Genomic DNA, 20,673 nt, shown 5'->3' with positions numbered 1-20,673 from the left:
AGTGATAATTGACGCACGGACCGCCCTGAATCGGTTCGGCTAGCGACGGGTTCGATACCGGCACGACCGCGTCGAACCGGTCGTCCAGCCGAGCGCCCCCAGGGTGGCCGGACCACCCACTATGGAACACGAACCATCGGAGAACCAACCCGAGACGAGCGACAGTCGTACAGCATCCGAACAGTCGACGGCGGACGGGCCGTCCCCGTACGTTCCCGCGGGAAAGAGCGTCGCCGAACTCACGATCAAGGCGGTCGGCATGGGCCTCGCCCTCAACGTCGTGATGTTGACCGCGAACATGTACCTCGGCATGCGCTCGGGAATGACGATCAGCGCGTCCATCCCGGCCGCGGTCATCAGTATGGGCCTCTTTTACGGCCTTCGACAGGTCGGCATCGGCGGCTCGATCCTCGAGAACAACATCGTCCAGACGATGACCTCCGCGGGCGAAGCGCTGGCGGCCGGCGTCATCTTCACGATCGCCGGCGTCACGTTCCTCGATCAGCCGATCAACATCGTCAACACCGCGGTCGTGGCGATACTCGGCGGCCTGCTCGGGGTCCTCTTTATGATCCCGATGCGCCGGTATCTCATCGTCGACAAACACGAGGAACTCCCCTATCCGGAGGGGACCGCGTGTGCCGACGTTCTCGAGGCCGGCTCGCGCGGCGACGAGGGCGTGAAGCTCATTTCCGTCGGGTTCCTCGCGGGCTTCGTCTACATGTGGCTGGCCAACGGGATGGCTGCCTTCCGAACGACGATCCAGACGGCGTTCTCAGCGGGTGAAACCGACGGGTTCGCCATCGGCGGGGACTTTACGCCCGCGCTGATCGGTGTCGGCTACATCATCGGACCCCGGATCGCCGGCTACGTCTTCGGTGGCGGACTGATCTCCTGGATGATGCTGATCCCGCTGTTGATCACGGGCGGGTTCGTCCCGGAGTCGGCCGCCGACGCGGCACTGATGACGCAGGCGAACGAGGTCTGGGAAGCGTACATCCGCTACGTCGGCGCGGGAGCGATGATCGTCGGCGGATTCTACGCGGTCGTCTCGATGCGGGGGACGATCGCCGACGCGCTCGGTACCGCCGCGGCGGAGATCCGCGATTCCGGATCGGACGCGACCGCGGACCGCAAACGGACCCAGCGGGACCTGCCGATGAAGGTCGTCGTAGGTGGTGCGATCCTGATTGCGCTCGCACTGGTCGCGGTCCCGCAGGTCCAGGTCGGCCTGCTGGGCGGATTCATCGCGGTGATCGCCGCGTTCCTCTTCGTCGCCGTCTCGGCGTACCTCGTCGGGGTCGTCGGAAGTTCTTCGAACCCCGTCTCGGGAATGGCCATCGCGACGGTCCTGATCGCGGCGCTGGCACTGCGCTCGACCGGTGTCACCGACCCCGTCGTCGTGCTGGTGACCGCGTCGGTCGTGGCGATCGCCGCGGCGGTCGCGGGCGACACCTCACAGGACCTCAAGACGGGCTATCTCCTCGGGGCGACACCCCGGAACCAACAGATCGCACAGATGATCGGCATCGCCGTCTCGGCGCTGTTCGCCGGGTGGGTCCTGTCCTTCTTCGATCAGGCCTACGGGATCGGGGGCAATACCATTCCCGCACCGCAGGCCGGGATGATGGCGCTGATCTCCGAGGGCGTCCTCACGGGCACCGCCCAGTGGGGGATGATCCTCATCGGTGCCGTCTTCGCGTTCGTCCTGATCCTGATGGACATCCCCGTCCTGCCCTTTGCAGTCGGGATCTACCTCCCGATCACGCTCGCGACGCCGATCTTCCTCGGCGGCCTGCTCCGGGCCGGGATCGACCGGTACGTCGCACGACGCGACGACGAGGACGGCACGCTCGCCGAGCACGCGACCTCGAGGGGCCGAATCGTCGCGGCCGGGCTGATCACCGGCGAGGCGATCATGGGGATCGTCATCGGCGCGCTCTATATCACCGGGACTGGAAACGCCGACGGCGCACCGTTCCCGATCGGCCTCGACGCCGGGACGCAGTCGATTCTCGGCGTCGTCGCCGTCGTCGCGCTCGTCGCGCTTTTCACCGCAACCGTCCTCTGGAACGCGCCCGAGACCGAGGCGACCGACCAGTGATCGAACCGAATCGATCGATCGGGAACGCCACCGCATGACCGAACACGGCCCGACCGCGGTTCCGAGACGCGACGCCGACGACTGGGAGGTAACGACCGTCGATGGCGAGCCACGGGTCACGATCCACTGGACGAAGCGGCCACACAACCGGCTCGATCGGTTCCTGTTCGACCTCTTCGGGACCGATCGGGAGCGGGAACTCGAGCTAGATCCCGTCGGGACGACCGTGTGGCGCCATTGCGACGGTGATCACACCGTCGCGGAGATCGGCGAGCGCGTCGTGGCGTCTCACGATTCCGAGCGGGTCGATCCCGTCGACGAGACGCTCGCGCACTTCCTCATGCAACTCGAGGAGCGGGGTCTCGTCCGGTTCGACGCGAGCGAAACGCCCGGGGAGTGAGTCGCGCCTGACTCGGCGGAGTCGGCGACCGGAGGAAAAGACTGTCGGCGAGTCGATCCGGACCCGTTCAGGGGAGGTCGACGTCGATGCCTTCCTGCAGACCGGCTGCCTTGACGGTGTTGTACAGCAACATGGCGCGAGTCATCGGCCCGACACCACCGGGAACGGGCGTGATCGCACTGGCTTTTGCCTTCGCGCTCTCGAACTCGACGTCGCCGACGAGTTCGTACCCCTTGTCCGTGTCGGCGTCGACCCGGTTGACGCCCACGTCGATGACGACCGTGCCGTCCTCGAGCATCGAGCCGTCGATAAGTTCGGGGACGCCGGCGGCCGCGACGACGATGTCGGCGCTACGGGTCTTTGCGGCGAGGTCGTCCGTGCGGGAGTGACAGACCGTCACCGTCGCGTTGCCGTCCTCGGCTTTCTGGATCAGGAGATTGGCGAGCGGTTTGCCGACGATGTCCGAGCGGCCGACGATGGTCACGTCCTTGCCCTCGGTGTCGATCTCGGCCGACTCGAGGAGCTTCTGGACCCCGTGGGGGGTACAGGGACGGAACCGGGCGTCGCCGGCGACCAGCCGGCCGACGTTCTCGGGGTGGAAGCCGTCGACGTCCTTGATCGGGTCGACGCGACGGATCACGTCGCGGTAGTCGACGTGGTCCGGGACGGGGGCCTGGACGATGTAGCCGTGGACATCGTCGTTCTCGTTGAGGTTGGCGATGGTGTCAAACAGCTTCTCGGGTGGGGCGTCGCCGTCGACGTCGACGTGGTGGCTCTCGATGCCGACCTCCTCGCAGTCTCGCTGTTTCATGTTCACGTAGGTCTGGCTCGCGGGGTCGTCGCCCATGAGCACGGTCGCCAGCCCCGGCCGCGAACCCGCGTCGGCGAGCGTCTCGATCGCGTCGGTTAACTCGTCTCGAATGTCGCTCGCGACAGCGTTGCCGTCGATGATCTCGGTCATTACCTGAGTGGGGGGCCGCGAGGCTCATTAATCTCCGGATTCGTGCGTAGAACTGGCGCAGAATGGGCTCGAATGTACACGAACATGGGGACAATTCAGAACCGCTCGTCGAGGAACGTCCGGATCGTATCGTTCGTCTCGTCGGGTCCCTCGAGGTTTGCGGTGTGGCCCGCCCCAGGGATCAGTTCCATCTCGGCGTCGGGCAGTTCCTCGAGCATCGGTTCGGCTCTCGAGGGGTCGATCGACGGATCTTCCGCGCCGTGAACGATCAGGACCGGGACATCGATTTCCGAGAGGCGATCGGTCACGTCGGTTCGATCGAGCCAAGAATGCAACTCGTGATAGACCGCCGCGCCGGGATAGGTCGCCCAGCGATCGACCCAGGTGGCGACCAGTTCGGGGTGTTCCTCCCGGGTCGTCTCGCCGAAGAGGAAGTCCGTCACACCGTCGGCTAACTCGCGCGGGGTCGGGTCGAGTGACCCCGCCAGCGGCTCGACGAGGTCGCCGTATACCGCTCGCTCGTCGGGTGTGTGCGGCGTCGCCATCGAGTCGATCAGGACGAGGCCGTCGACCCGATCCGGATACTCGAGCGCGAATCGAAGCGCCATGAACCCGCCCATTGACATACCGGCGATGACCGCGCTGTCCTCGCCGATACCGTCGAGCACCGCCGCGCAGTCGTCGGCTAGATCCCACAGATCGTACGCCGGCGCGTACCGGTCCGTGCGCGCCCGCAGATCGTAGGCGACCGCCCGGTACTCGTCCCGCAGGGCCTCGAGTTGCGGGGCGAACATCGTCCGATCCATCAGGGTCCCGTGCGCGAAGACGATCGGCCGTCCGTCACCGACAGCGGTCGTCAGCGCGTCGGTCCGCGATCGATACATCTCCATTGCGGAGTCGTCCGTCATGTGAACATGGTCACGTAAATCGCGCTGAAAAAGGTGTGGTATGCGGGCCCACCCCTCACGGACGGGTGAGGCGGACCGATCGGGACCCGGCACCGAACCGAATCCGCGGCATACCGTACCGCTCGTGACGGCCGCACGAACTCGTGGTCGGAGGCATCGCGGCTGCCTCGAGTCCCGGACGGCCCTGCGGTCGGTCGCTTACTCGTCTTCGTACAGCGGGTTCTCGTCGCACAGCGTCGTGACTTCGTCGCGAACCGCCTCGATGACGGCCTCGTCCTCGGGGGCGTCGACGACGCGGGCGATCAGGTCGCCGACTTTGCGACAGTCGTCCTCGTCGAAGCCGCGCGTGGTCAGCGCCGGCGTCCCGGCACGAATACCGCTCGGATTGAACGGCGAGCGCGTCTCGCCGGGCACCGTGTTCCCGTTGAGGACGATGCCGGCCTCCTCGAGGGCCGCCTCGGCGTCGCTGCCGGAGGTATCGGGGTGGCTGTCACGCAGGTCGACGAGCACGAGGTGATTGTCGGTGCCGTCCGAGACCAGCGAGAAGCCGTTCTCCGAGAGCGAGTCGCCGAGCGCCTGCGCGTTCGCAACCGTTTGTTCGGCGTACTCGGTGAACGCGGGCTCGAGGGCTTCCTTGAAGCCGACCGCCTTGCCGGCGACGTTGTGCATCAGCGGGCCGCCCTGACCGCCGGGGAAGACCGCCGAGTCGATGTCGTCGGCGTACGCCTCGTCGCACATGACGATGCCGCCGCGACCGGCGCGGATGGTCTTGTGGGTCGAGCCGGTGACGAAGTCGGCGACGCCGACGGGCGACGGATGGACGCCGGCGGCGACGAGCCCGGTGATGTGGGCGATATCCGCGAGGTGGAGCGCGTCCACTTCGTCGGCGGCCGCCTGAATGCGCTCCCACTCGATCTCGCGCGGGTACGCGGAGTAGCCCGAGACGATGATATCCGGGTCGAACTCGGCGGCGTGGTCGGCGAGGGCGTCGTAGTCGATGTAGCCCGTTTCCGGATCGACTTCGTACTGCTCGACCTCGTAGAGTTGGCCCGTGAAGTTCGCCGGGTGGCCGTGACTGAGGTGGCCGCCGTGGTTCAGATCCAGCGACAGGATCTTGTCGCCGGGCTCGAGCATCGCGAAGTAGACCGACTGATTGGCCTGGGTGCCCGAGTGGGGCTGGACGTTGACGTGGTCGGCACCGAACAGTTCCGTCGCGCGTTCGATCGCGAGTTCCTCGACCGTGTCGGCGTACTCACACCCGCCGTAGTAGCGCTCGCCGGGATAGCCTTCGGCGTACTTGTTCGTCAGCGCACTGCCCTGCGCGTCGAGGACCGCCTCGCTGGCGTGGTTCTCGCTGGCGATCATCTGTAACGTCTCTCGCTGGCGGTCTACCTCGCCCTCGAGGGCGTCGGCAACGGCGGGATCGACGTCCCGAACCTGATCGTGGTTCATATCCGAAATGCAGTCTGGTGGCCGCATAAGTGTACCTTTCCCCGGCAAGAGGAGCCACTATACGAGGTCGTGACTCGACCCGCTTGCCCACCGTCGACCGCTCACAGGTGGACACAACGGTCCGTCCGAGACGGGTCAGTTCGATAATGTATCATTCTAACCGCTATTACCTATCAATATTACAACCGAGCGGCAGAGTACCGGCTGTATATGCCACTTCCACGAGGCCCGATACAACTAACTTGTCCCAGTGACATTCTGCCAACCGAATGATCGAGTGGGCGGTAGATGGCGACACTCTCCACGTCACCGACGCGGATAACGCCGAGCTAGCGGTCACTGGTGCCGACCTCGACGTCAGCAGTTCCGACAGCGACGTCTCGCGCCCGGTCGACGAGACGGTCGCCGTGACGACGGACGAGCTACGGTTTCCCCACGCGGTCGTCTACGCGTTCTCCCTCGAGCGCGAGGAACAGTACGAACTCGATCCCGGCGGCGAGCCGCTCGCGCTGTCGTCCGGCGAGTACGTCGTAGACATCGATACGGAGATCAAGGCCTACCTCCAGTTCACCGGGGACGCGACGATCGAAAAGACCGACGACTACGAGGAGATCGTCGTCTCTTTTCCGGATCGGATGCGCGTCATCCTCGGCGTTCGCTGTCGCCACGAGCTTCCCGCCGGTACGATCACCGTGCCGGACTCCCCGTCGGCGATCGCCGCGGCCATCACGCACATGGCCGCCTCGCACAAGACCAACCGACCGGACCGGTCGTATCCCACGCTCCGCGGCCATCCGTCGCTGATCGAACGCGGCGAGCGCCTCGAAATCCCCGACTGCATCCGAGCCGATACACCGGATCACGGGATCGAACTGCTCCTCCCGCCGGACTACGAGTCGCTGTTCGTGGCCGCGCCGCTGGCGTACTACCTGCAGGCAACCGTCCGGACGACCGACGAGGGACCGGACTCTCGTAGCGGAACCGATCCCGACCGGCCGCGGCTCCGACTCCTCGATCACGGCCGCGAGGAGGAGCTTTCGCCGATGCCGGATCTCGAGCGCGATGTCGAGCGACTCCTCCGAAAGACGTTCTTCCTCGATTGCCTCGCCCGGAACGCCGGTCCCTACGGAACGACCCTCTCCGAGAGCAGTCTGCTCGCGGCGCTTGGTCTCGACGCCAGCGTGCTCTATCATGCGTCGCCGCAGGATCGGTTGGCGACCTACCTCGACGTTCCCTACGCGGCGATCAAACACCGCCTGCCGGAGTGGCACCTCTCGACGTACGTCTCCCCGACCTACGACAGCGCCGAGACGCTGCCTTTCCTGCTCGATCGGCTGAGCATGATTTACACGCCCCAAACCTCGGAACTCGAGGGACAGGAACTGGTCGAGCGCTCGCTCGAGGACTTCTATCGGGGCGAGGGCGGCCCTGCCGAATTCGCGTCCGGTATCGAAGCCACGCCGGCGGTCGGATCGGGTGGCGTCCCCGGTCGCAGTCGGGCCACCACCGGCCAGGTCGCCTCGGTCGACATCGTCAAACCCGAACTCCGGAGCGGTCGCACGCACGGGTGGCTCGCGGACGGCGTCCCGATCGATGTCTTCAAATCGACGCCCGCGGCCTACCACAACCGATTGGAGTTCCTCGAACAGACGAGCGATTCGACCTCGATCTGTGTCGTCCTCAACGATCCGGAAATGGCCGGCGAGCACGACGATGTCGCCGAAATCTATCGCCAGCGTTCCGAGGAACTCACGATCGATCTCACCGTCACGGAGTCCCTCGAGACGGCCGCCCTCGCCCGCGTCCTGGAGGATGACAACGACTTCGTTCACTACATCGGTCACTGCGAAACCGGCGGCCTGTGCTGTCCCGACGGCACGCTCGCGACCTCGAGTCTCGACCGCTGTAATGCACAGACGTTCTTCCTGAACGCCTGCGGGTCCTTCTACGAGGGCATGAACCTGATCGAAAAGGGAAGCGTCGCCGGCGCGGTCACCGTCACCAAGGTGTTGAACGACCACGCCGTCAAGGTCGGATCGACGTTCGCCAAGTTACTGGTTCACGGCTTCAGCATCGAACGCGCGATGGTGCTCGCCCGGCGGCGAATCATGATGGGGAAAGACTACGCCGTCGTCGGCGACGGCACCCACTCGCTTACCCAGGCGGAAAGCCGCAACCCGACGACCGCGCGACTCGAGGAACTCGGAGAGAGCGGGAACGACGGGCAGTATCTGCTGTCACTCGATTGCTACTCGACGCGGGTGACCGGCTCGTACTACTTCCCACACACCGAAACGAACGACTACGCCTATCTCTGCGGGAACGAGTCGAACTTTACGCTGACGGAGCCGGAGCTGGCGACGATGCTTGCGGAGACGGAGGCGTCAGTGATCTACGACGGCGATATCTACTGGTCGAAAGAACTGAGCAAGCGGTTCGATCGGTGAGCGACTACGGCCCGCCGTACGTGCTGACTCGCTTGGCCCGCGCCGTAAATCGCGGCGACATCCGACCGATCCCTCGCCCGTTCACTGCGCTCTCGACTACCGTCTGTACGACCCACCACAGTCGATTGTGTCGAACACCCATACGATATGGTAATGCTACGTTTCCTGTATATAGTTATTGTAAACTTTGAGAGAATATCGCGTTCGATTCGAGTCGATGTCCGTCCCCGCCCGCAGATCAGTCGGAGGTTTTCGTCTCGTCGGTCTCGGAAGTGATATCCCGTTTTCATCGGCGAACTAACGAATTATCGGTCAAAAATTACCGGTACAGGCCCCAAGAGAGGAGTTCTGGCGTGAAAACGGCCACCAAAATTAAGTATGACGATCTCGATTACTTCTGTATAGGCATGACCTCGAATTTACTTAACCACCAGATTGACGATATTCTCGGGTCCGTGCTCGAGGATGCAAGCGGTACTATCTACATGGTCAACCCGTCACGGGACGCCATCGAAGAGTTCATTTCCGTCGCGACCGCGTTCGACGGCGACCTGCCGTCGGTCCGCATGCTCGCCGACGAACGCACCCTGAAAGACGTCATGGACGACTTCATCGTCGCCTCGAACGCCGCCGACCTCATCAGCGAGGACGCGCTGTCGCTGCGAACGCTCGCGGAAGCGCCCGAAAACTCGCTGCTGGTCAGCGAGGACCGCGTCGTCGCGCTCGTCCACGCCGACGACCGTGTCGGCGGGCTCGCCACGGACGACGAAAGCTTCGTCGAAGACACCTACGACACCTACGCGGGCCGCTGGGAGGACGCCACCGACTTTAACCTCCGTACCCCGCCGATCACGGCCGTCCGCGAAACGCTGTCCGACGAGATCAGCCCCGAGGCCGAGGCCGACTTCACGGCCATCCTCGACTCCCTCGAGACCGCTCGCGGCGACGGCGATGGCCTCGACGAGGTCACCATCTCCCTGCTCGTGGCGGCCAAGAACGAAGCGCTGCTCTACGACATCAGCAAGTGGGGCGAGGATGTCGGCATCGCCTCCAAGGCGACCTTCTCCCGGACGAAGACCAAGCTCGAGGATATGGGCCTGATCGACACCGAGAAGGTCCCGATCGATGTCGGCCGACCGCGGCTCCGCCTGAAGATCGGCGACGAGCGTCTCAGCGAGGCCAACAACGGGCAGCTCGCGACCGTCGCACAGTCGATCCTCAACTAACAAACCTTTCACGCCGCGGGCGTAGCGATGTCACGCCTCGGAAACCCTTCGATCAGCGGTACTTCGAACGCCGTTCGTTGACGCTGTCTAGCTAATGAAACCACAAGCCGAGAAGCCGGTGGACTGTCGGGATAGACTGTGTGATCACCATATAGGGACTGACGCAGAGGGAATTCAGTTCACGAGCAGCGAGATTCGGGCTGCTTCAGTAAACGTCTCGCAAGCAGTGATGATCTCAGAGTCCAGCAGTGTGTTTCAAAAGACGCCGAAACGCCGCTCTACGAGAGAGTCACAAGTAAATAGTACTCTTGCTCATCTTGCCATCTACACTCACAGCGAGTGATTCACAAACCTGCCTTGCCGAAGTCACTCACCTCTGATAAGGGCGGTTCAAAGGGTTCTGAAACTGATTGAATGGAGTAGTATTATAGCAGTAGTTTGTTTCGAAGAAGGTCAATTAAAGCTAACGTCATCGGGCCATTTTAAAAGCACACTGAATAGTTTCATACTACGACATCTTGAAAACACTATCTGAATCGAAGCCAGATATGTCCGATAGTATATTTTTATTTATTTATGAAATTAACCAACATTTATCAAATCTATTTGTTTTATCTTTGGATCAACAGAAAAATCCCAACTATAAAATAGAAGCTACGACGGCGATACTAAACGAATACGATAGAGGATCGCGCCACTCAATTTCCGGATTAGAGAGGGTAAAAAATAAAAATCTCTACACAAGAACAGAGGTTCAGTTAGATATGAGGTTCTTCCGAGCAGGTATTCTTATATACTACTAATATAATTGCGACACACTCACCCATACATAATTATTTAGGTACTGAATTCACATGTTTTCGGGGATAACAATAGAGCGCATGTTGGGTGAAAAAGATAAGAACCGACGTAAAGTGCTGCAATTAACTGGTATAGGTCTGGCTGGCGTAGCCAGTTTTCCAAAGTTAGCTAGTGCTGAATCCAATAACTATAAACAAGATGATAGAGAACTTGAGGAAATTCTCAACGCCCTTGAAGCGGAGGCAAAGAAACGATACGGAGATAAAAACAATAGTGAAGTAAAGCCACAGGGACTCAGCGTCTGGGAAATTGCCACTTCACTGTTTAATGAATATGCACTCCCTATAGAGCAATGCACACCTAATCTAAGATTTGGAAGCCAGTATTGTGTAGAAATGAGCTCCGTTGACAAATCATCACCGAGTTGTAAATACTCATCTCCCTCCGTCTATAAAACGGATGTCAACTGGAAGGTGTATAACACGGACATTCTTGATAAGGAGTTGAAATACGAACTTAACTTCTGGTTTGGTTTTGATGATAATCAGTGTTTATGGATTGGATTAAAGGACACTAGCTCGTGCCATGATATTTGTGATATTGATCTCCCTGATCCTAGACAGTCCGTTAAGCAGGGTGCTAAAGATGCGATGAATACAGCTGAAAAAATCGTTGAATGGGTGGACGATCGGACAAAACCGTCTATTGGAGGTACCCCTGAAGAAGTACTTACCATTGTTCTTGCGATTGTAATATTTGCTATATTCGTTCGAAAATATCTGTCACCAGCTTGAATACCCTACACTAGATTTCAATATAAAAATATTTGTATACAGAGAGGTTTCGTTATTGTATGGATAGGATTCGAGACGAGATCAATTATAGTGGTCTAATAGGTAGTATGATTTTAGCACTTCTTTTAGCTTACCTCCTTAGTATTAATGCTGGTATAATATCAATATCGATCGTTGGCACTTTATTTATAATGATGTTAGTCAATGCATCTGAAAAAATATCAAAGAACTATAGACTCAACAAAACATTTTATCTTATCGGAGCTCTTCTTTCAGCCATAACTGGCATTATTACCCTAATCTGGGGATATATACTCGGTTCTGCAATACTATTTCTAATAAGCATCTTTATGATATTGGACCTTGAATATAATATAAAGTAGCTCATGACGTATGGCGTTATAGAACTGGACGTCACATGACGCAAACCCCAAGTCGCCGCCGTGCGACGGGTCGCGTATGTACGAGGCCGTCCACGCCCATCCCGACGGACAGAGCACGGTCGCCAGATTCGCGAAGACGGCGGCCGACTACGGCTACGAGGGCGTGGTCGTGTGCAATCACGGCGACGCTCGAGCCGACTACGATCCCGAGCGGATCGGCGCGGAGTACGGGATCGACGTCGTCGACGGCGTCGAGATCCGAGCCGACGACCCGCGGCAGGCGAGCGGCTCGGTGGGCAATTACCGGTCGTCCGAGACGATCGTCGGCATTCACGGCGGGACGAACGATTTGAACCGTTTCGCCGTCGAACAGCCGAAGGTCGACGTGCTCGCCCACCCGATGACCGACGGCGGTGACGTCAATCACGTGCTGGCGAAAGCCGCCGTCGAGAACGGCGTTCGGATCGAGTTCGACCTCTCCGGCGTGTTGCGAGAGAGCGGCGGACATCGCGTCCGAATCGTCCAGTCGCTGCGGAAGCTTCGGGAGATCGTCGACCACTACGACGCTCCCTACGTCGTGAGCGCGGACCCGCGTTCGCACCTCGAACTACGGGCCCCGCGTGAACTACAAGCCCTCGGCGAACAGCTCGGCTTCGCGCCCGAATTCATCGCGGACGGCCTCGCGGAGTGGGGTCGACTGGCCGAGCGCAATCGCCACGTCCACTCCGAGTCGTTCATTGAGCCAGGGGTCGAACGGGGCAGGTATGAAGAGGAGTCTTGACGAACACGCCGCACGGTTCGACGAACAGGCCGGCGAGTACGACGAGTCGAAGTCCGAGGAGTACCACGCCTGTGCGAATCTCGTCATCGAGCACGCCGCTCCCGGGGCCGACGATGTCGTCCTCGATCTGGCGACCGGCACCGGTGCGATCGCGCTCGCTTTGGCCCCCGACGCGAAGCGGGTCGTCGGCCGGGACATCAGCGACGGGATGCTCGCGGAAGCGAAACGGAAGGCCGACGACGACGGGCTCGAGAACCTCGCGTTCGATACCGGTCGCTTCCGGGAGCCGGAGTACGACGGGCCGGTCGATATCGTCACCTCGAACTTCGCCATGCACCACCTCTCCGACGCGGAAAAGCGCGAGGCGATCGCGGTCATCGCCGACCTCGAGCCTCGGACGTTCGTCCTCGGCGACGTGATGTTCTTCGGCGAACCGGACCCCGACGAGCCCTTTTACTCGCCCGCGGTCGACGATCCGGCGACCGTCGGCATGCTCGCCGACGCGTTTACCGATGCGGGCTTCTCGCTGACGGCCGTCGAGCGCGTCCACGATCAGGTCGGCGTGCTGGTCGCGGAACGCAGTTCGACGGCGAGCGACGTGGCAGTCGGTGAATGAAACACCTCCCGAAACACCTCCGCCCGCGCTGGCGGTATCTCGCCGTCGAACTCGAGACGTGGCCCGACGAGCGGATCGGCAGGCGGTCGTTCCAGCGCGAGCTGTGGTATGCGGGCCAGAACCTACTCGGCGACCCGGGCAGTGCCGACGCCGATCTGACGGTCGTCAGGTTCGCGTTCACCGACGGGACGGGGGAGGCGGTCGTCAAGGTCCGCCGCGGTGAGACGGACCCCGCTCGAGCGGCACTGGCCTGTATCGCCGAGATCGACGGCGCTCCCGTCGGCGTTCGGGTCTGCGGTATCAGTGGCACGATCCGTGCCGCTGAAGAAAACTATTTAGGACGCGACCGGCAAGATTCGGGAGAGAGAAACGTCGTGTTCGGGAACGAAGAGCGAGCCGCCGTCCTGCGGGACGACGTCGGGGACGTACGGCTCGATGAGGCGTTCGTGGGCGCGACAGACCTCGATTACCATTTAGTGTGATACTATGCAGGGACAACAACAACAGCAGGCGTACGACCGCGGCATCACGATCTTCTCGCCCGACGGCCGACTCTATCAGGTCGAATACGCTCGTGAGGCGGTCAAACGAGGCACGGCGAGCATCGGTGTCCGAACGAACGACGGCGTCGTCCTCGCCGTCGACAAGCGGGTCCCCTCCCCGCTGCTCGAGGACTCGAGCGTCGAGAAGATCCACAAGGCCGACGACCACGTCGGCATCGCCAGCGCGGGCCACGTGGCCGACGCCCGCCAGCTGATCGACTTCGCACGTCGCCAGACGCAGGTCAACCAGCTCCGGTACGGCGAGCCCATCGGCGTCGAGACGCTGACCAAGGAGGTCACCGACCACATCCAGCAGTACACGCAGGTCGGCGGTGCCCGACCGTTCGGCGTCGCGCTGATCGTCGGCGGCATCCAGAACGGCGAGCCGCGCCTGTTCGAGACCGACCCCTCGGGGACGCCCTACGAGTGGAAGGCGCTGGCCGTCGGCTCCGACCGCGGCGAACTCCAAACGTATCTCGAGGAGCACTACGACGACGAGGCCGACCTGGACGGCGGCATCCAACTCGCTCTCGACGCGCTCGCGTCGGTCAACGACGGCTCACTGCTCCCCAACGAAGTGGGGCTGGCGACCGTCGACGCCGAGACCGAGTCCTTCGAACAGTTCGAACAGGACCGGATCGCCGCCCATCTCGAGGAGAACGATCTCCTCGATACGGGCGAGGGCGAGGACGAATCCGACGACTCCGCCGAGTAATCGAGACGCCGAATCCGTTTTTCGACGCCGTATGCTGCCGTCCCGTTCGCGGACCGGCCCGTTCGAACGCGATGCCTCCACGGAGCGTCGCTCACACCGAGTCTGAGACCCCGTCGATCCGAGCCGACCCGATGTGGTTCGACCTCGACCCCCGGATCGGTTCGGGAAACACTCTTTTCATTGGCGGCGGAACCGTCAGGTATGATTTCGCTTGACGAGGCAGTGACAGCGCGACTCGAGTCACACGGGGCGCGCTTCGAAGTGTTAGTCGACCCGGACGCGGCGCTTTCGATCAAACGCGACGAGTTCGACGGCGAGTTGGAGGACGTGATCGCCGCCGAGGACGTCTTCGAGGACGCCTCACGCGGCGACCGCCCCGCGGAGTCGGACCTCGAGACGGTCTTCGATACCACGGACCCCCTCGAGATCATTCCCGAGGTGATCACGCGCGGGGAGATCCAGATCACGGCCGATCAGCGCCGCGAGATGCAAGAACAGAAGCGCAAGCAGTTGATCGATACGATCACGCGCAACGCGGTCAATCCACAGATGGACAACGCGCCTCACCCGCCCGAACGGATCGAGAACGCCCTGGAGGAAGCCGGGTTCACGGTCGATCCGATGGAACCGGTCCAGGAGCAGGTCGACGACGCGCTGGACGCGTTGCGGCCGGTAATCCCGATCCGGTTCGAAGAGGTCACCGTCGCTGTCCAGGTACCGGCGGACCACGCGGGCAGCGCCCAGTCGAAAATCCGCCAGTTCGGCGATCTCGAGCGCGAGGAGTGGCAAAACGACGGCTCGTGGATCGGCGTGTTGACGTTCCCGGCCGGCCTGCAAAACGAGTTCTACGACACCGTCAACGAACACACCAGCGGACAGGCGGAGACGGAGATCGTCAAGGACAAGGACGATCTCCGAACGCGGTAGCCGACAAGAGTCCAGTTCCGGATCAAGACCGCGTTAGCCGCGTCGGAAGCCGATCAGGAAGCCGCCGGTAAAGCCCGCACCGATCGAGAACGTCGAGAGCAAGGAGTGTATCCAGTGGCTGTTCGCCGCGTCCCCGGCGCGCGCTTGCGTTTTCAGGAGGCCGGCCGAGAGCCGGTTCCAGTCGACGATGATGATCCCCTGGGACTCGAGGTAGCGAAAGGCCATCAACTGCACGCCGACGATGATCGCGAGGAGTTTCGCGATCTTCTTTGCGGCGAACCCGATGATGCCGCCGATGACCGCGCCGCCCCCGAATTCGAGGCCGAGCGCCGTCGGATCGAGATCGAGCATTATGCACCTCAATTCGAGTCGGTTCCTATGACTGTTGTGATCGGGGCCGCGCGACGGACCGACCGAACCCGATCGACGGCCGGCAGCCGCGACGCGAACGGTCACAGCGGGCGCGGGATTCAAGACGGTTCGCCGCGTACGGACGAGTATGACTCACGTGCGTCCAACGGAGGTGTGCGACCGGCATCGTTAGCGTCTCCGGGTCCACGCGGCAGTGCCCGCACCGACTGCGCGGCCGGTGTCGGCGAGCGACGGGTCGCGGAAGCGACGAGCTGCGGCGCTCGAGCGAGCACGACCGACCACGCCCGGCAGACACGAAACCACCCGCATGAACACGATCATCGCGAAACGCGTCGATTCCGGCACGGCAGATACGAGCGAAATTCGCGATCTGGCCCGGGCGGCGGGGTATACCGTCGTCGGCGAGGTCACGCAGTCCCGACGGGCCGATCCGGCCCTGCAGATCGGCGAGGGGAAAGCCGAGGAACTGGCCGCGCTCGCCGCGGAGACCGACGCGACGACCGTCGTCTTCGACAACCGGCTCGGCCCGTATCAGACGTATAACCTCGGACAGCTCCTGCCGGAAGGCGTCGAGGTCATCGACCGGTTCACGCTGATCCTCGAGATTTTCGGCCAGCGCGCTCAGACGCGGAAGGCACAGCTCCAGGTCGAATTGGCCGAACTCCGCTACGAACTCCCCCGTGCCGAGGCGAAGACGAGCCTCGCAAAGCGGGAGGAACACCCCGGCTTCATGGGGCTGGGCGAGTACGACGAGAGCCGCGAACGGGACATCAAAGCCCAGATCAGCCGGATCAAGGACGAACTCGAGCGGATCGAGCAGACCGAACAGCAGCGCCGGGAGCGCCGTCGGGACTCCGGGTTCGATCTGGTCGCGCTCGCGGGGTACACCAACGCGGGGAAGTCGACCCTGTTGCGCCAGCTCGCGACCGATCTCGAGGTCGCGGAAAACGAGGAGTTACATCCCGATCTGGACCCGACGGCCGAGTCCCAGGACAAGCTGTTCACGACGTTGGGGACGACGACGCGGCGGGCGGCCATCGATCGGCGGGACGTGCTGGTGACCGACACGGTCGGGTTCATCAGCGATCTGCCCCACTGGCTGGTCGAGTCGTTCAAGTCGACGCTGGACTCGGTCTACCGGGCGGACCTCGTGTTGCTCGTCGTCGACGTCAGCGAGTCGATCGATTCGATTCACGAGAAACTGGTCACGTCCCACGACACCCTCTACGAGCGCAACGAGGCCCCGATCGTGACCGTGTTGAACAAGATTGATCAGGTAAGCGACGAGGAACTCACCGACAAGCGCGAGGCCCTGTCGTCGCTCGCACCGAACCCGGTCACCGTCAGCGCCAAGGAGGGGCTCAACGTCGACGGCCTGCTCGAGCGGATCGACCGTGAACTGCCCGACTGGGAGGAAGAGCGGCTCATGCTGCCGATGACCGACGACACGATGAGCGTTGTCTCGTGGCTTCACGACAACGCGAACGTCGACGACGTGACCTACGGCGACGAGGATGTGATCGTCTCCTTCGAGGCCCGGCCCGCGGTGATCTCGCAGGCGCGCTCGCGTGCGAGCGAGTTGCGGACGACGGCGGCGGAGTCGGCCTCGTAAGGATCGCTCCCAGTCGCGGCGACGCTCCGTTTCCGAGCGCGGTCGCAGGAGCCGTCTCTCAGGGTGAGTGCCTCCGTCGCCGTGACCCGCACTTATAAACCGATGTCTCGAGTTCCATACGGTATGGAACGTGTGGCAATCATCGGAGCCTCCATGACCCAGTTCGGGCAACGGGAGGGGGAGTGGATTCAGGACCTCCTTGCGGAGGCCGGCAGCGAGTGTCTCGAGGATGCGGGCGTTGACGCCGACGATGTCGAGCATCTGTACGTCTCGAACATGGCCAGCGGCGAGTTCGAAGGGCAGACCGGCGTTCCCAACGCCTTGGCCCACGACCTCGACGCGATGCCGGCGTACACCCAGCGCGTCGACCAGACGAGTTCCAGCGGCGGCGCGGGAATCTACGCCGCCTGGCAGTCCGTCGCCAGCGGGGCCAGCGACATGACCTTGCTCGTCGGTGGCGAGAAGATGACGCACAAGACGACTGGCGAAGCGACCGACGTCATCGCGTCGCTGACTCATCCCGCGGAGTACAAACACGGCGTCACGCTGCCGTCCTTCGCGGGCCTGACGGCGCGTCACTACTTAGAGCGATTCGACGCGCCCCGCGAGAGTCTCGGGAAGGTCGCCGTTAAGAACCACAAGAACGGCGTCGACAACCCTCACGCCCAGTTCCAGAAAGAAGTCGACCTCGAGACGGTACTGGAGTCGCCGATCGTGGCCGACCCGCTGCGGTTGTACGATTTCTGTCCGATCACGGACGGCTCGGCGGCGCTCATGCTCTGTCCGGAGTCGGTCGCCGAAGCATACACCGACGAATACGTCGTCATCTCGGGAATCGACGGGGCGACGGACACCCATGTCGTCCACGAACGTGAGGACCCAACCGTGATGGGTGGCGTCGTCGAGAGCGGTAACGGGGCCTACGAGATGAGCGGATACGGACCCGCGGACATCGACGTGGCAGAACTCCACGACATGTTCACGATCCTTGAGTTCCTGCAGATGGAGGGGCTGGGCTTCGCCGAGCAGGGCGAGGCCTGGAAACGCGTCGCGGACGGCGACACCGAGCGCGACGGCGAACTCCCGATCAACACCTCGGGCGGACTCAAATCGAAGGGCCACCCGCTCGGAGCCAGCGGCGTGGCCCAGGGCGTCGAGATCTACGAACAACTCGTCGGCGAGGCCGGGCCCCGACAGGTCGATGCGGACGTGGGGCTGTGCTGTAACGTCGGCGGCTTCGGCAACTGCGTGATTACGACTATTATGGAGGCTGCACAATGACGATGGAAGCGACGCGCTACGACGACGGTACGATCACCTACCCCGGTCATCCACGCGGCCCGGGCGGGACGGAGCCGGTCGAGACGATCGATCTCAGCGAATACACCGCCGAGATCGTGACCTGGACGACCAGCACCGCGACGCCGCCCGGCGTCCGCGAACCGAACCANGAGACGATCGATCTCAGCGAATACACCGCCGAGATCGTGACCTGGACGACCAGCACCGCGACGCCGCCCGGCGTCCGCGAACCGAACCATCTCGCGATCGTTGAGTTCGATGTGGAGGGCGAGTCGGTCCGCGCGATCGGCCAACTGACCACCGGCGACATCGAGACGGGCGACGAGGTGCGGCCGGAATACGTCGACGAACTCCGCGAGCCCGGTGCGGGAATTCGGGAACCGGAAAGTCAGGCGTGGGACGGCTACCGGTTCGAGCCAGTGTAAGCCGTCACTGCTGCGCTGCAGTCGGGTTCCTCGAGTCTGCGGATCGCAGGACAGGTGAGCAAACTGTTTGTCAGCCATCGTCGATGCCCCGACTCCCGTCCGGTCGTCGCCGACAGCCGTGTGTGCCGATTCTCGAGCCGTCTCTCACGGCGAAGAATAGATCTGCCCGCCGAATTCATTGTGTGAATCCTGTGCGCAGTTTTAAATTACGAGTCATAGTCAGCAATCGATAGAGGAACCACCAGCTATGGAACGTGTTGCGATCATCGGTGCTTCGATGACCCAGTTCGGGCAACGCGAGGGCGAATGGATCATGGATCTCCTCGCGGAGGCCGGAATCGCCTGTCTCGAGGACGCGGGTGTCGACGCCGACGACGTCGAGCACCTGTACGTCTCGAACATGACCAGCGGCGAGTTCGAAGGACAAACGGGCGTGATGAACGCACTGGGACACGATATCGGTGCCATCCCGGCGTACACCCAGCGCGTCGATCAGACGAGTGCGAGCGGCGGTGCGGGAATCTACGCCGCCTGGCAGTCGATCAAAAGTGGAGCCAGCGACATGACCTTGCTCGTCGGCGGCGAGAAGATGACACATCGATCGACGTCCGAGACGACGGACATCATCGCTTCGGTGACGCACCCGGTCGAGTACAACGCCGGCGTCACGCTGCCGTCCTTTGCGGGCCTGACGGCGCGTCACTACTTAGAGCGATTCGACGCGCCCCGCGAGAGTCTCGGGAAGGTCGCCGTCAAGAACCACAAGAACGGCGTCGACAATCCCCACGCGCAGTTCCGGAAGGAAGTCGACCTCGAGACGATTCTCGAGTCACCGATCGTGGCCGACCCGCTACGGCTGTACGACTTCTGTCCGATCACGGACGGTTCGGCGGCACTCCTGTTCTGTCCGGAATCCGTCGCGCGGGAGTACACCGACGACTACGCCGTCGTCACGGGCGTCGACGGGGCGACGGACACGCAGGTCGTCCATGAGCGCGAAGACCCGACGGTAATGGACGGCGTCGTCGAGAGCGGCCACGGGGCCTACGAGATGAGCGGACTCGGGCCCGCGGACATCGACGTGGCAGAACTCCACGACATGTTCACGATCCTCGAGTTCCTGCAGATGGAGGGGCTGGGCTTCGCCAAGCAGGGCGAGGCCTGGAAACGCGTCGCGGACGGCGACACCGAGCGAGACACTGGCGAGTTGCCGACCAACACGTCGGGCGGGCTCAAATCGAAGGGGCATCCGCTCGGAGCCAGCGGTGTCGCTCAGGGCGTCGAGATCTACGAACAACTCGTCGGCGAGGCCGGGCCCCGACAGGTCGATGCGGACGCGGGCCTGTGCTGTAACGTCGGCGGCTTCGGCAACTGCGTGATTACGACCATCATGGAGGCTGCACGATGACGATGGAAGCGACGCGCTACGACGATGGTACGATCACTTACCCCGGCCACCCGCGCGGCCCTGACGGCGCGGAGCCGGTCGAGACGATCGATCTCAGCGAATACACCGCCGAGATCGTGACCTGGACGACCAGCACCGCGACGCCGCCCGGCGTCCGCGAACCGAACCANGAGACGATCGATCTCAGCGAATACACCGCCGAGATCGTGACCTGGACGACCAGCACCGCGACGCCGCCCGGCGTCCGCGAACCGAACCACATCGCGATCGTCGAGTTCGACATCAGCGAGCCGTCCTCAGACGCCTCGAGCAACCGGACTGTGTCCGGCAACGACGGCGAGTCGGTCCGCGCGATCGGCCAATTGACCACCGGTGACATCGAAACCGGCGATGAGGTGCGGCCGGTCTCCGTCGACGAACTCCGCGAACCCGGCGCGGGCATCAGAGAGCCCGAAAGCCAGGCGTGGGACGGCTACCGGTTCGAGCCGCTCTGCTAG

20 protein-coding genes are annotated in these 20,673 nt (G+C 62.6%); 16 read left to right on the top strand and 4 right to left on the bottom strand.

Features of this window, described 5'->3' with window-relative positions:
* Window positions 1-121: 121 nt before the first annotated feature.
* Both C486_RS18935 and C486_RS18930 read left to right on the top strand, forming a co-directional pair.
* Window positions 122-2,104: an OPT family oligopeptide transporter gene (locus C486_RS18935; protein ID WP_008459112.1), complete on the top strand. Its 1,983-nt coding sequence runs from the start codon at window positions 122-124 to the stop codon at window positions 2,102-2,104.
* 34 nt (window positions 2,105-2,138) lie between these two features.
* A complete protein-coding gene (locus C486_RS18930) occupies window positions 2,139-2,504 on the top strand; it encodes a PqqD family protein (protein WP_008459110.1) in 366 nt (121 codons plus the stop codon).
* Between the two features lie 67 nt (window positions 2,505-2,571).
* Here C486_RS18930 and C486_RS18925 read toward each other — a convergent pair whose 3' ends face one another.
* The 3 genes from C486_RS18925 to glyA form a co-directional block, all read right to left on the bottom strand.
* Entirely contained in the window at window positions 2,572-3,465 is an 894-nt protein-coding gene (locus C486_RS18925) for a bifunctional methylenetetrahydrofolate dehydrogenase/methenyltetrahydrofolate cyclohydrolase (RefSeq protein ID WP_008459109.1), read from the bottom strand.
* Window positions 3,466-3,560: 95 nt separating this feature from the next.
* Window positions 3,561-4,373, bottom strand: a complete 813-nt coding sequence (locus C486_RS18920) for an alpha/beta fold hydrolase (RefSeq protein ID WP_049910709.1) — start codon at window positions 4,371-4,373, stop codon at window positions 3,561-3,563.
* A 198-nt stretch (window positions 4,374-4,571) separates the two neighbouring features.
* On the bottom strand, window positions 4,572-5,825 hold the full coding sequence (glyA, locus tag C486_RS18915; protein ID WP_008459106.1) for a serine hydroxymethyltransferase: 1,254 nt from the start codon (window positions 5,823-5,825) through the stop codon (window positions 4,572-4,574).
* A gap of 269 nt (window positions 5,826-6,094) precedes the next feature.
* Between glyA and C486_RS18910 the strand changes: the two genes are divergently transcribed.
* The 9 genes from C486_RS18910 to C486_RS18880 all read left to right on the top strand — a co-directional run bounded on the left by C486_RS18910 (window position 6,095) and on the right by C486_RS18880 (window position 15,057).
* The gene (locus C486_RS18910; RefSeq protein ID WP_008459104.1) at window positions 6,095-8,272 is read left to right on the top strand and encodes a hypothetical protein; all 2,178 of its coding nucleotides are present in this window, start codon (window positions 6,095-6,097) and stop codon (window positions 8,270-8,272) included.
* A 407-nt stretch (window positions 8,273-8,679) separates the two neighbouring features.
* Window positions 8,680-9,498 (top strand): transcriptional regulator TbsP, encoded by an 819-nt coding sequence (gene tbsP / locus C486_RS18905; RefSeq protein ID WP_008459103.1) that lies wholly within the window; start codon window positions 8,680-8,682, stop codon window positions 9,496-9,498.
* 881 nt (window positions 9,499-10,379) lie between these two features.
* Entirely contained in the window at window positions 10,380-11,093 is a 714-nt protein-coding gene (locus C486_RS21215) for a hypothetical protein (protein ID WP_160164309.1), read from the top strand.
* Window positions 11,094-11,152: 59 nt separating this feature from the next.
* Window positions 11,153-11,476, top strand: coding sequence for a hypothetical protein (locus tag C486_RS21210; protein ID WP_152419207.1), 324 nt, complete (start codon window positions 11,153-11,155; stop codon window positions 11,474-11,476).
* 76 nt (window positions 11,477-11,552) lie between these two features.
* Window positions 11,553-12,257 (top strand): RNase P subunit p30 family protein, encoded by a 705-nt coding sequence (locus tag C486_RS18900; RefSeq protein ID WP_008459101.1) that lies wholly within the window; start codon window positions 11,553-11,555, stop codon window positions 12,255-12,257.
* Window positions 12,241-12,873 (top strand): class I SAM-dependent methyltransferase, encoded by a 633-nt coding sequence (locus tag C486_RS18895; RefSeq protein WP_008459099.1) that lies wholly within the window; start codon window positions 12,241-12,243, stop codon window positions 12,871-12,873. Before C486_RS18900 ends, C486_RS18895 begins: the two co-directional genes overlap by 17 nt.
* On the top strand, window positions 12,870-13,355 hold the full coding sequence (locus C486_RS18890; RefSeq protein WP_008459097.1) for an Rpp14/Pop5 family protein: 486 nt from the start codon (window positions 12,870-12,872) through the stop codon (window positions 13,353-13,355). Before C486_RS18895 ends, C486_RS18890 begins: the two co-directional genes overlap by 4 nt.
* 4 nt (window positions 13,356-13,359) lie before the next feature.
* On the top strand, window positions 13,360-14,130 hold the full coding sequence (psmA, locus tag C486_RS18885; RefSeq protein WP_008459095.1) for an archaeal proteasome endopeptidase complex subunit alpha: 771 nt from the start codon (window positions 13,360-13,362) through the stop codon (window positions 14,128-14,130).
* 201 nt (window positions 14,131-14,331) lie between these two features.
* A complete protein-coding gene (locus C486_RS18880) occupies window positions 14,332-15,057 on the top strand; it encodes a ribosome assembly factor SBDS (RefSeq protein WP_008459093.1) in 726 nt (241 codons plus the stop codon).
* A 33-nt stretch (window positions 15,058-15,090) separates the two neighbouring features.
* Here C486_RS18880 and C486_RS18875 read toward each other — a convergent pair whose 3' ends face one another.
* Window positions 15,091-15,408: an FUN14 domain-containing protein gene (locus tag C486_RS18875; protein ID WP_008459091.1), complete on the bottom strand. Its 318-nt coding sequence runs from the start codon at window positions 15,406-15,408 to the stop codon at window positions 15,091-15,093.
* A gap of 328 nt (window positions 15,409-15,736) precedes the next feature.
* On the opposite strand from C486_RS18875, the gene hflX reads away from it, so the two are divergent.
* The 5 genes from hflX to C486_RS18850 all read left to right on the top strand — a co-directional run bounded on the left by hflX (window position 15,737) and on the right by C486_RS18850 (window position 20,673).
* A complete protein-coding gene (gene hflX / locus C486_RS18870) occupies window positions 15,737-17,041 on the top strand; it encodes a GTPase HflX (RefSeq protein WP_049910717.1) in 1,305 nt (434 codons plus the stop codon).
* Between the two features lie 123 nt (window positions 17,042-17,164).
* Window positions 17,165-18,322 (top strand): thiolase family protein, encoded by a 1,158-nt coding sequence (locus C486_RS18865; RefSeq protein WP_008459088.1) that lies wholly within the window; start codon window positions 17,165-17,167, stop codon window positions 18,320-18,322.
* Entirely contained in the window at window positions 18,319-18,768 is a 450-nt protein-coding gene (locus C486_RS18860) for a hypothetical protein (RefSeq protein ID WP_008459086.1), read from the top strand. Before C486_RS18865 ends, C486_RS18860 begins: the two co-directional genes overlap by 4 nt.
* A 247-nt stretch (window positions 18,769-19,015) precedes the next feature.
* Window positions 19,016-20,176, top strand: a complete 1,161-nt coding sequence (locus C486_RS18855; protein WP_008459084.1) for a thiolase family protein — start codon at window positions 19,016-19,018, stop codon at window positions 20,174-20,176.
* Window positions 20,173-20,673, top strand: a complete 501-nt coding sequence (locus tag C486_RS18850) for a hypothetical protein (protein WP_008459082.1) — start codon at window positions 20,173-20,175, stop codon at window positions 20,671-20,673. Before C486_RS18855 ends, C486_RS18850 begins: the two co-directional genes overlap by 4 nt.

The sequence above is a fragment of the Natrinema gari JCM 14663 genome (assembly GCF_000337175.1).
GTDB classification, from domain to species: Archaea; Halobacteriota; Halobacteria; order Halobacteriales; family Natrialbaceae; genus Natrinema; species Natrinema gari.
Note: the sequence above shows the minus strand (reverse complement) of the source record. Positions and strands in the feature narration are given on the sequence as shown.

Excerpts from the sequence above, each read along its gene's own strand:
- C486_RS18935 (WP_008459112.1), top strand. The coding sequence starts at position 122 with ATGGAACACGAACCATCGGAGAACCAACCCGAGACGAGCGACAGTCGT.
- C486_RS18930 (WP_008459110.1), top strand. The coding sequence starts at position 2,139 with ATGACCGAACACGGCCCGACCGCGGTTCCGAGACGCGACGCCGACGAC.
- C486_RS18925 (WP_008459109.1), bottom strand. The coding sequence starts at position 3,465 with ATGACCGAGATCATCGACGGCAACGCTGTCGCGAGCGACATTCGAGAC.
- C486_RS18920 (WP_049910709.1), bottom strand. The coding sequence starts at position 4,373 with ATGACGGACGACTCCGCAATGGAGATGTATCGATCGCGGACCGACGCG.
- glyA (WP_008459106.1), bottom strand. The coding sequence starts at position 5,825 with ATGAACCACGATCAGGTTCGGGACGTCGATCCCGCCGTTGCCGACGCC.
- C486_RS18910 (WP_008459104.1), top strand. The coding sequence starts at position 6,095 with ATGATCGAGTGGGCGGTAGATGGCGACACTCTCCACGTCACCGACGCG.
- tbsP (WP_008459103.1), top strand. The coding sequence starts at position 8,680 with ATGACCTCGAATTTACTTAACCACCAGATTGACGATATTCTCGGGTCC.
- C486_RS21215 (WP_160164309.1), top strand. The coding sequence starts at position 10,380 with ATGTTGGGTGAAAAAGATAAGAACCGACGTAAAGTGCTGCAATTAACT.
- C486_RS21210 (WP_152419207.1), top strand. The coding sequence starts at position 11,153 with ATGGATAGGATTCGAGACGAGATCAATTATAGTGGTCTAATAGGTAGT.
- C486_RS18900 (WP_008459101.1), top strand. The coding sequence starts at position 11,553 with ATGTACGAGGCCGTCCACGCCCATCCCGACGGACAGAGCACGGTCGCC.
- C486_RS18895 (WP_008459099.1), top strand. The coding sequence starts at position 12,241 with ATGAAGAGGAGTCTTGACGAACACGCCGCACGGTTCGACGAACAGGCC.
- C486_RS18890 (WP_008459097.1), top strand. The coding sequence starts at position 12,870 with ATGAAACACCTCCCGAAACACCTCCGCCCGCGCTGGCGGTATCTCGCC.
- psmA (WP_008459095.1), top strand. The coding sequence starts at position 13,360 with ATGCAGGGACAACAACAACAGCAGGCGTACGACCGCGGCATCACGATC.
- C486_RS18880 (WP_008459093.1), top strand. The coding sequence starts at position 14,332 with ATGATTTCGCTTGACGAGGCAGTGACAGCGCGACTCGAGTCACACGGG.
- C486_RS18875 (WP_008459091.1), bottom strand. The coding sequence starts at position 15,408 with ATGCTCGATCTCGATCCGACGGCGCTCGGCCTCGAATTCGGGGGCGGC.
- hflX (WP_049910717.1), top strand. The coding sequence starts at position 15,737 with ATGAACACGATCATCGCGAAACGCGTCGATTCCGGCACGGCAGATACG.
- C486_RS18865 (WP_008459088.1), top strand. The coding sequence starts at position 17,165 with ATGGAACGTGTGGCAATCATCGGAGCCTCCATGACCCAGTTCGGGCAA.
- C486_RS18855 (WP_008459084.1), top strand. The coding sequence starts at position 19,016 with ATGGAACGTGTTGCGATCATCGGTGCTTCGATGACCCAGTTCGGGCAA.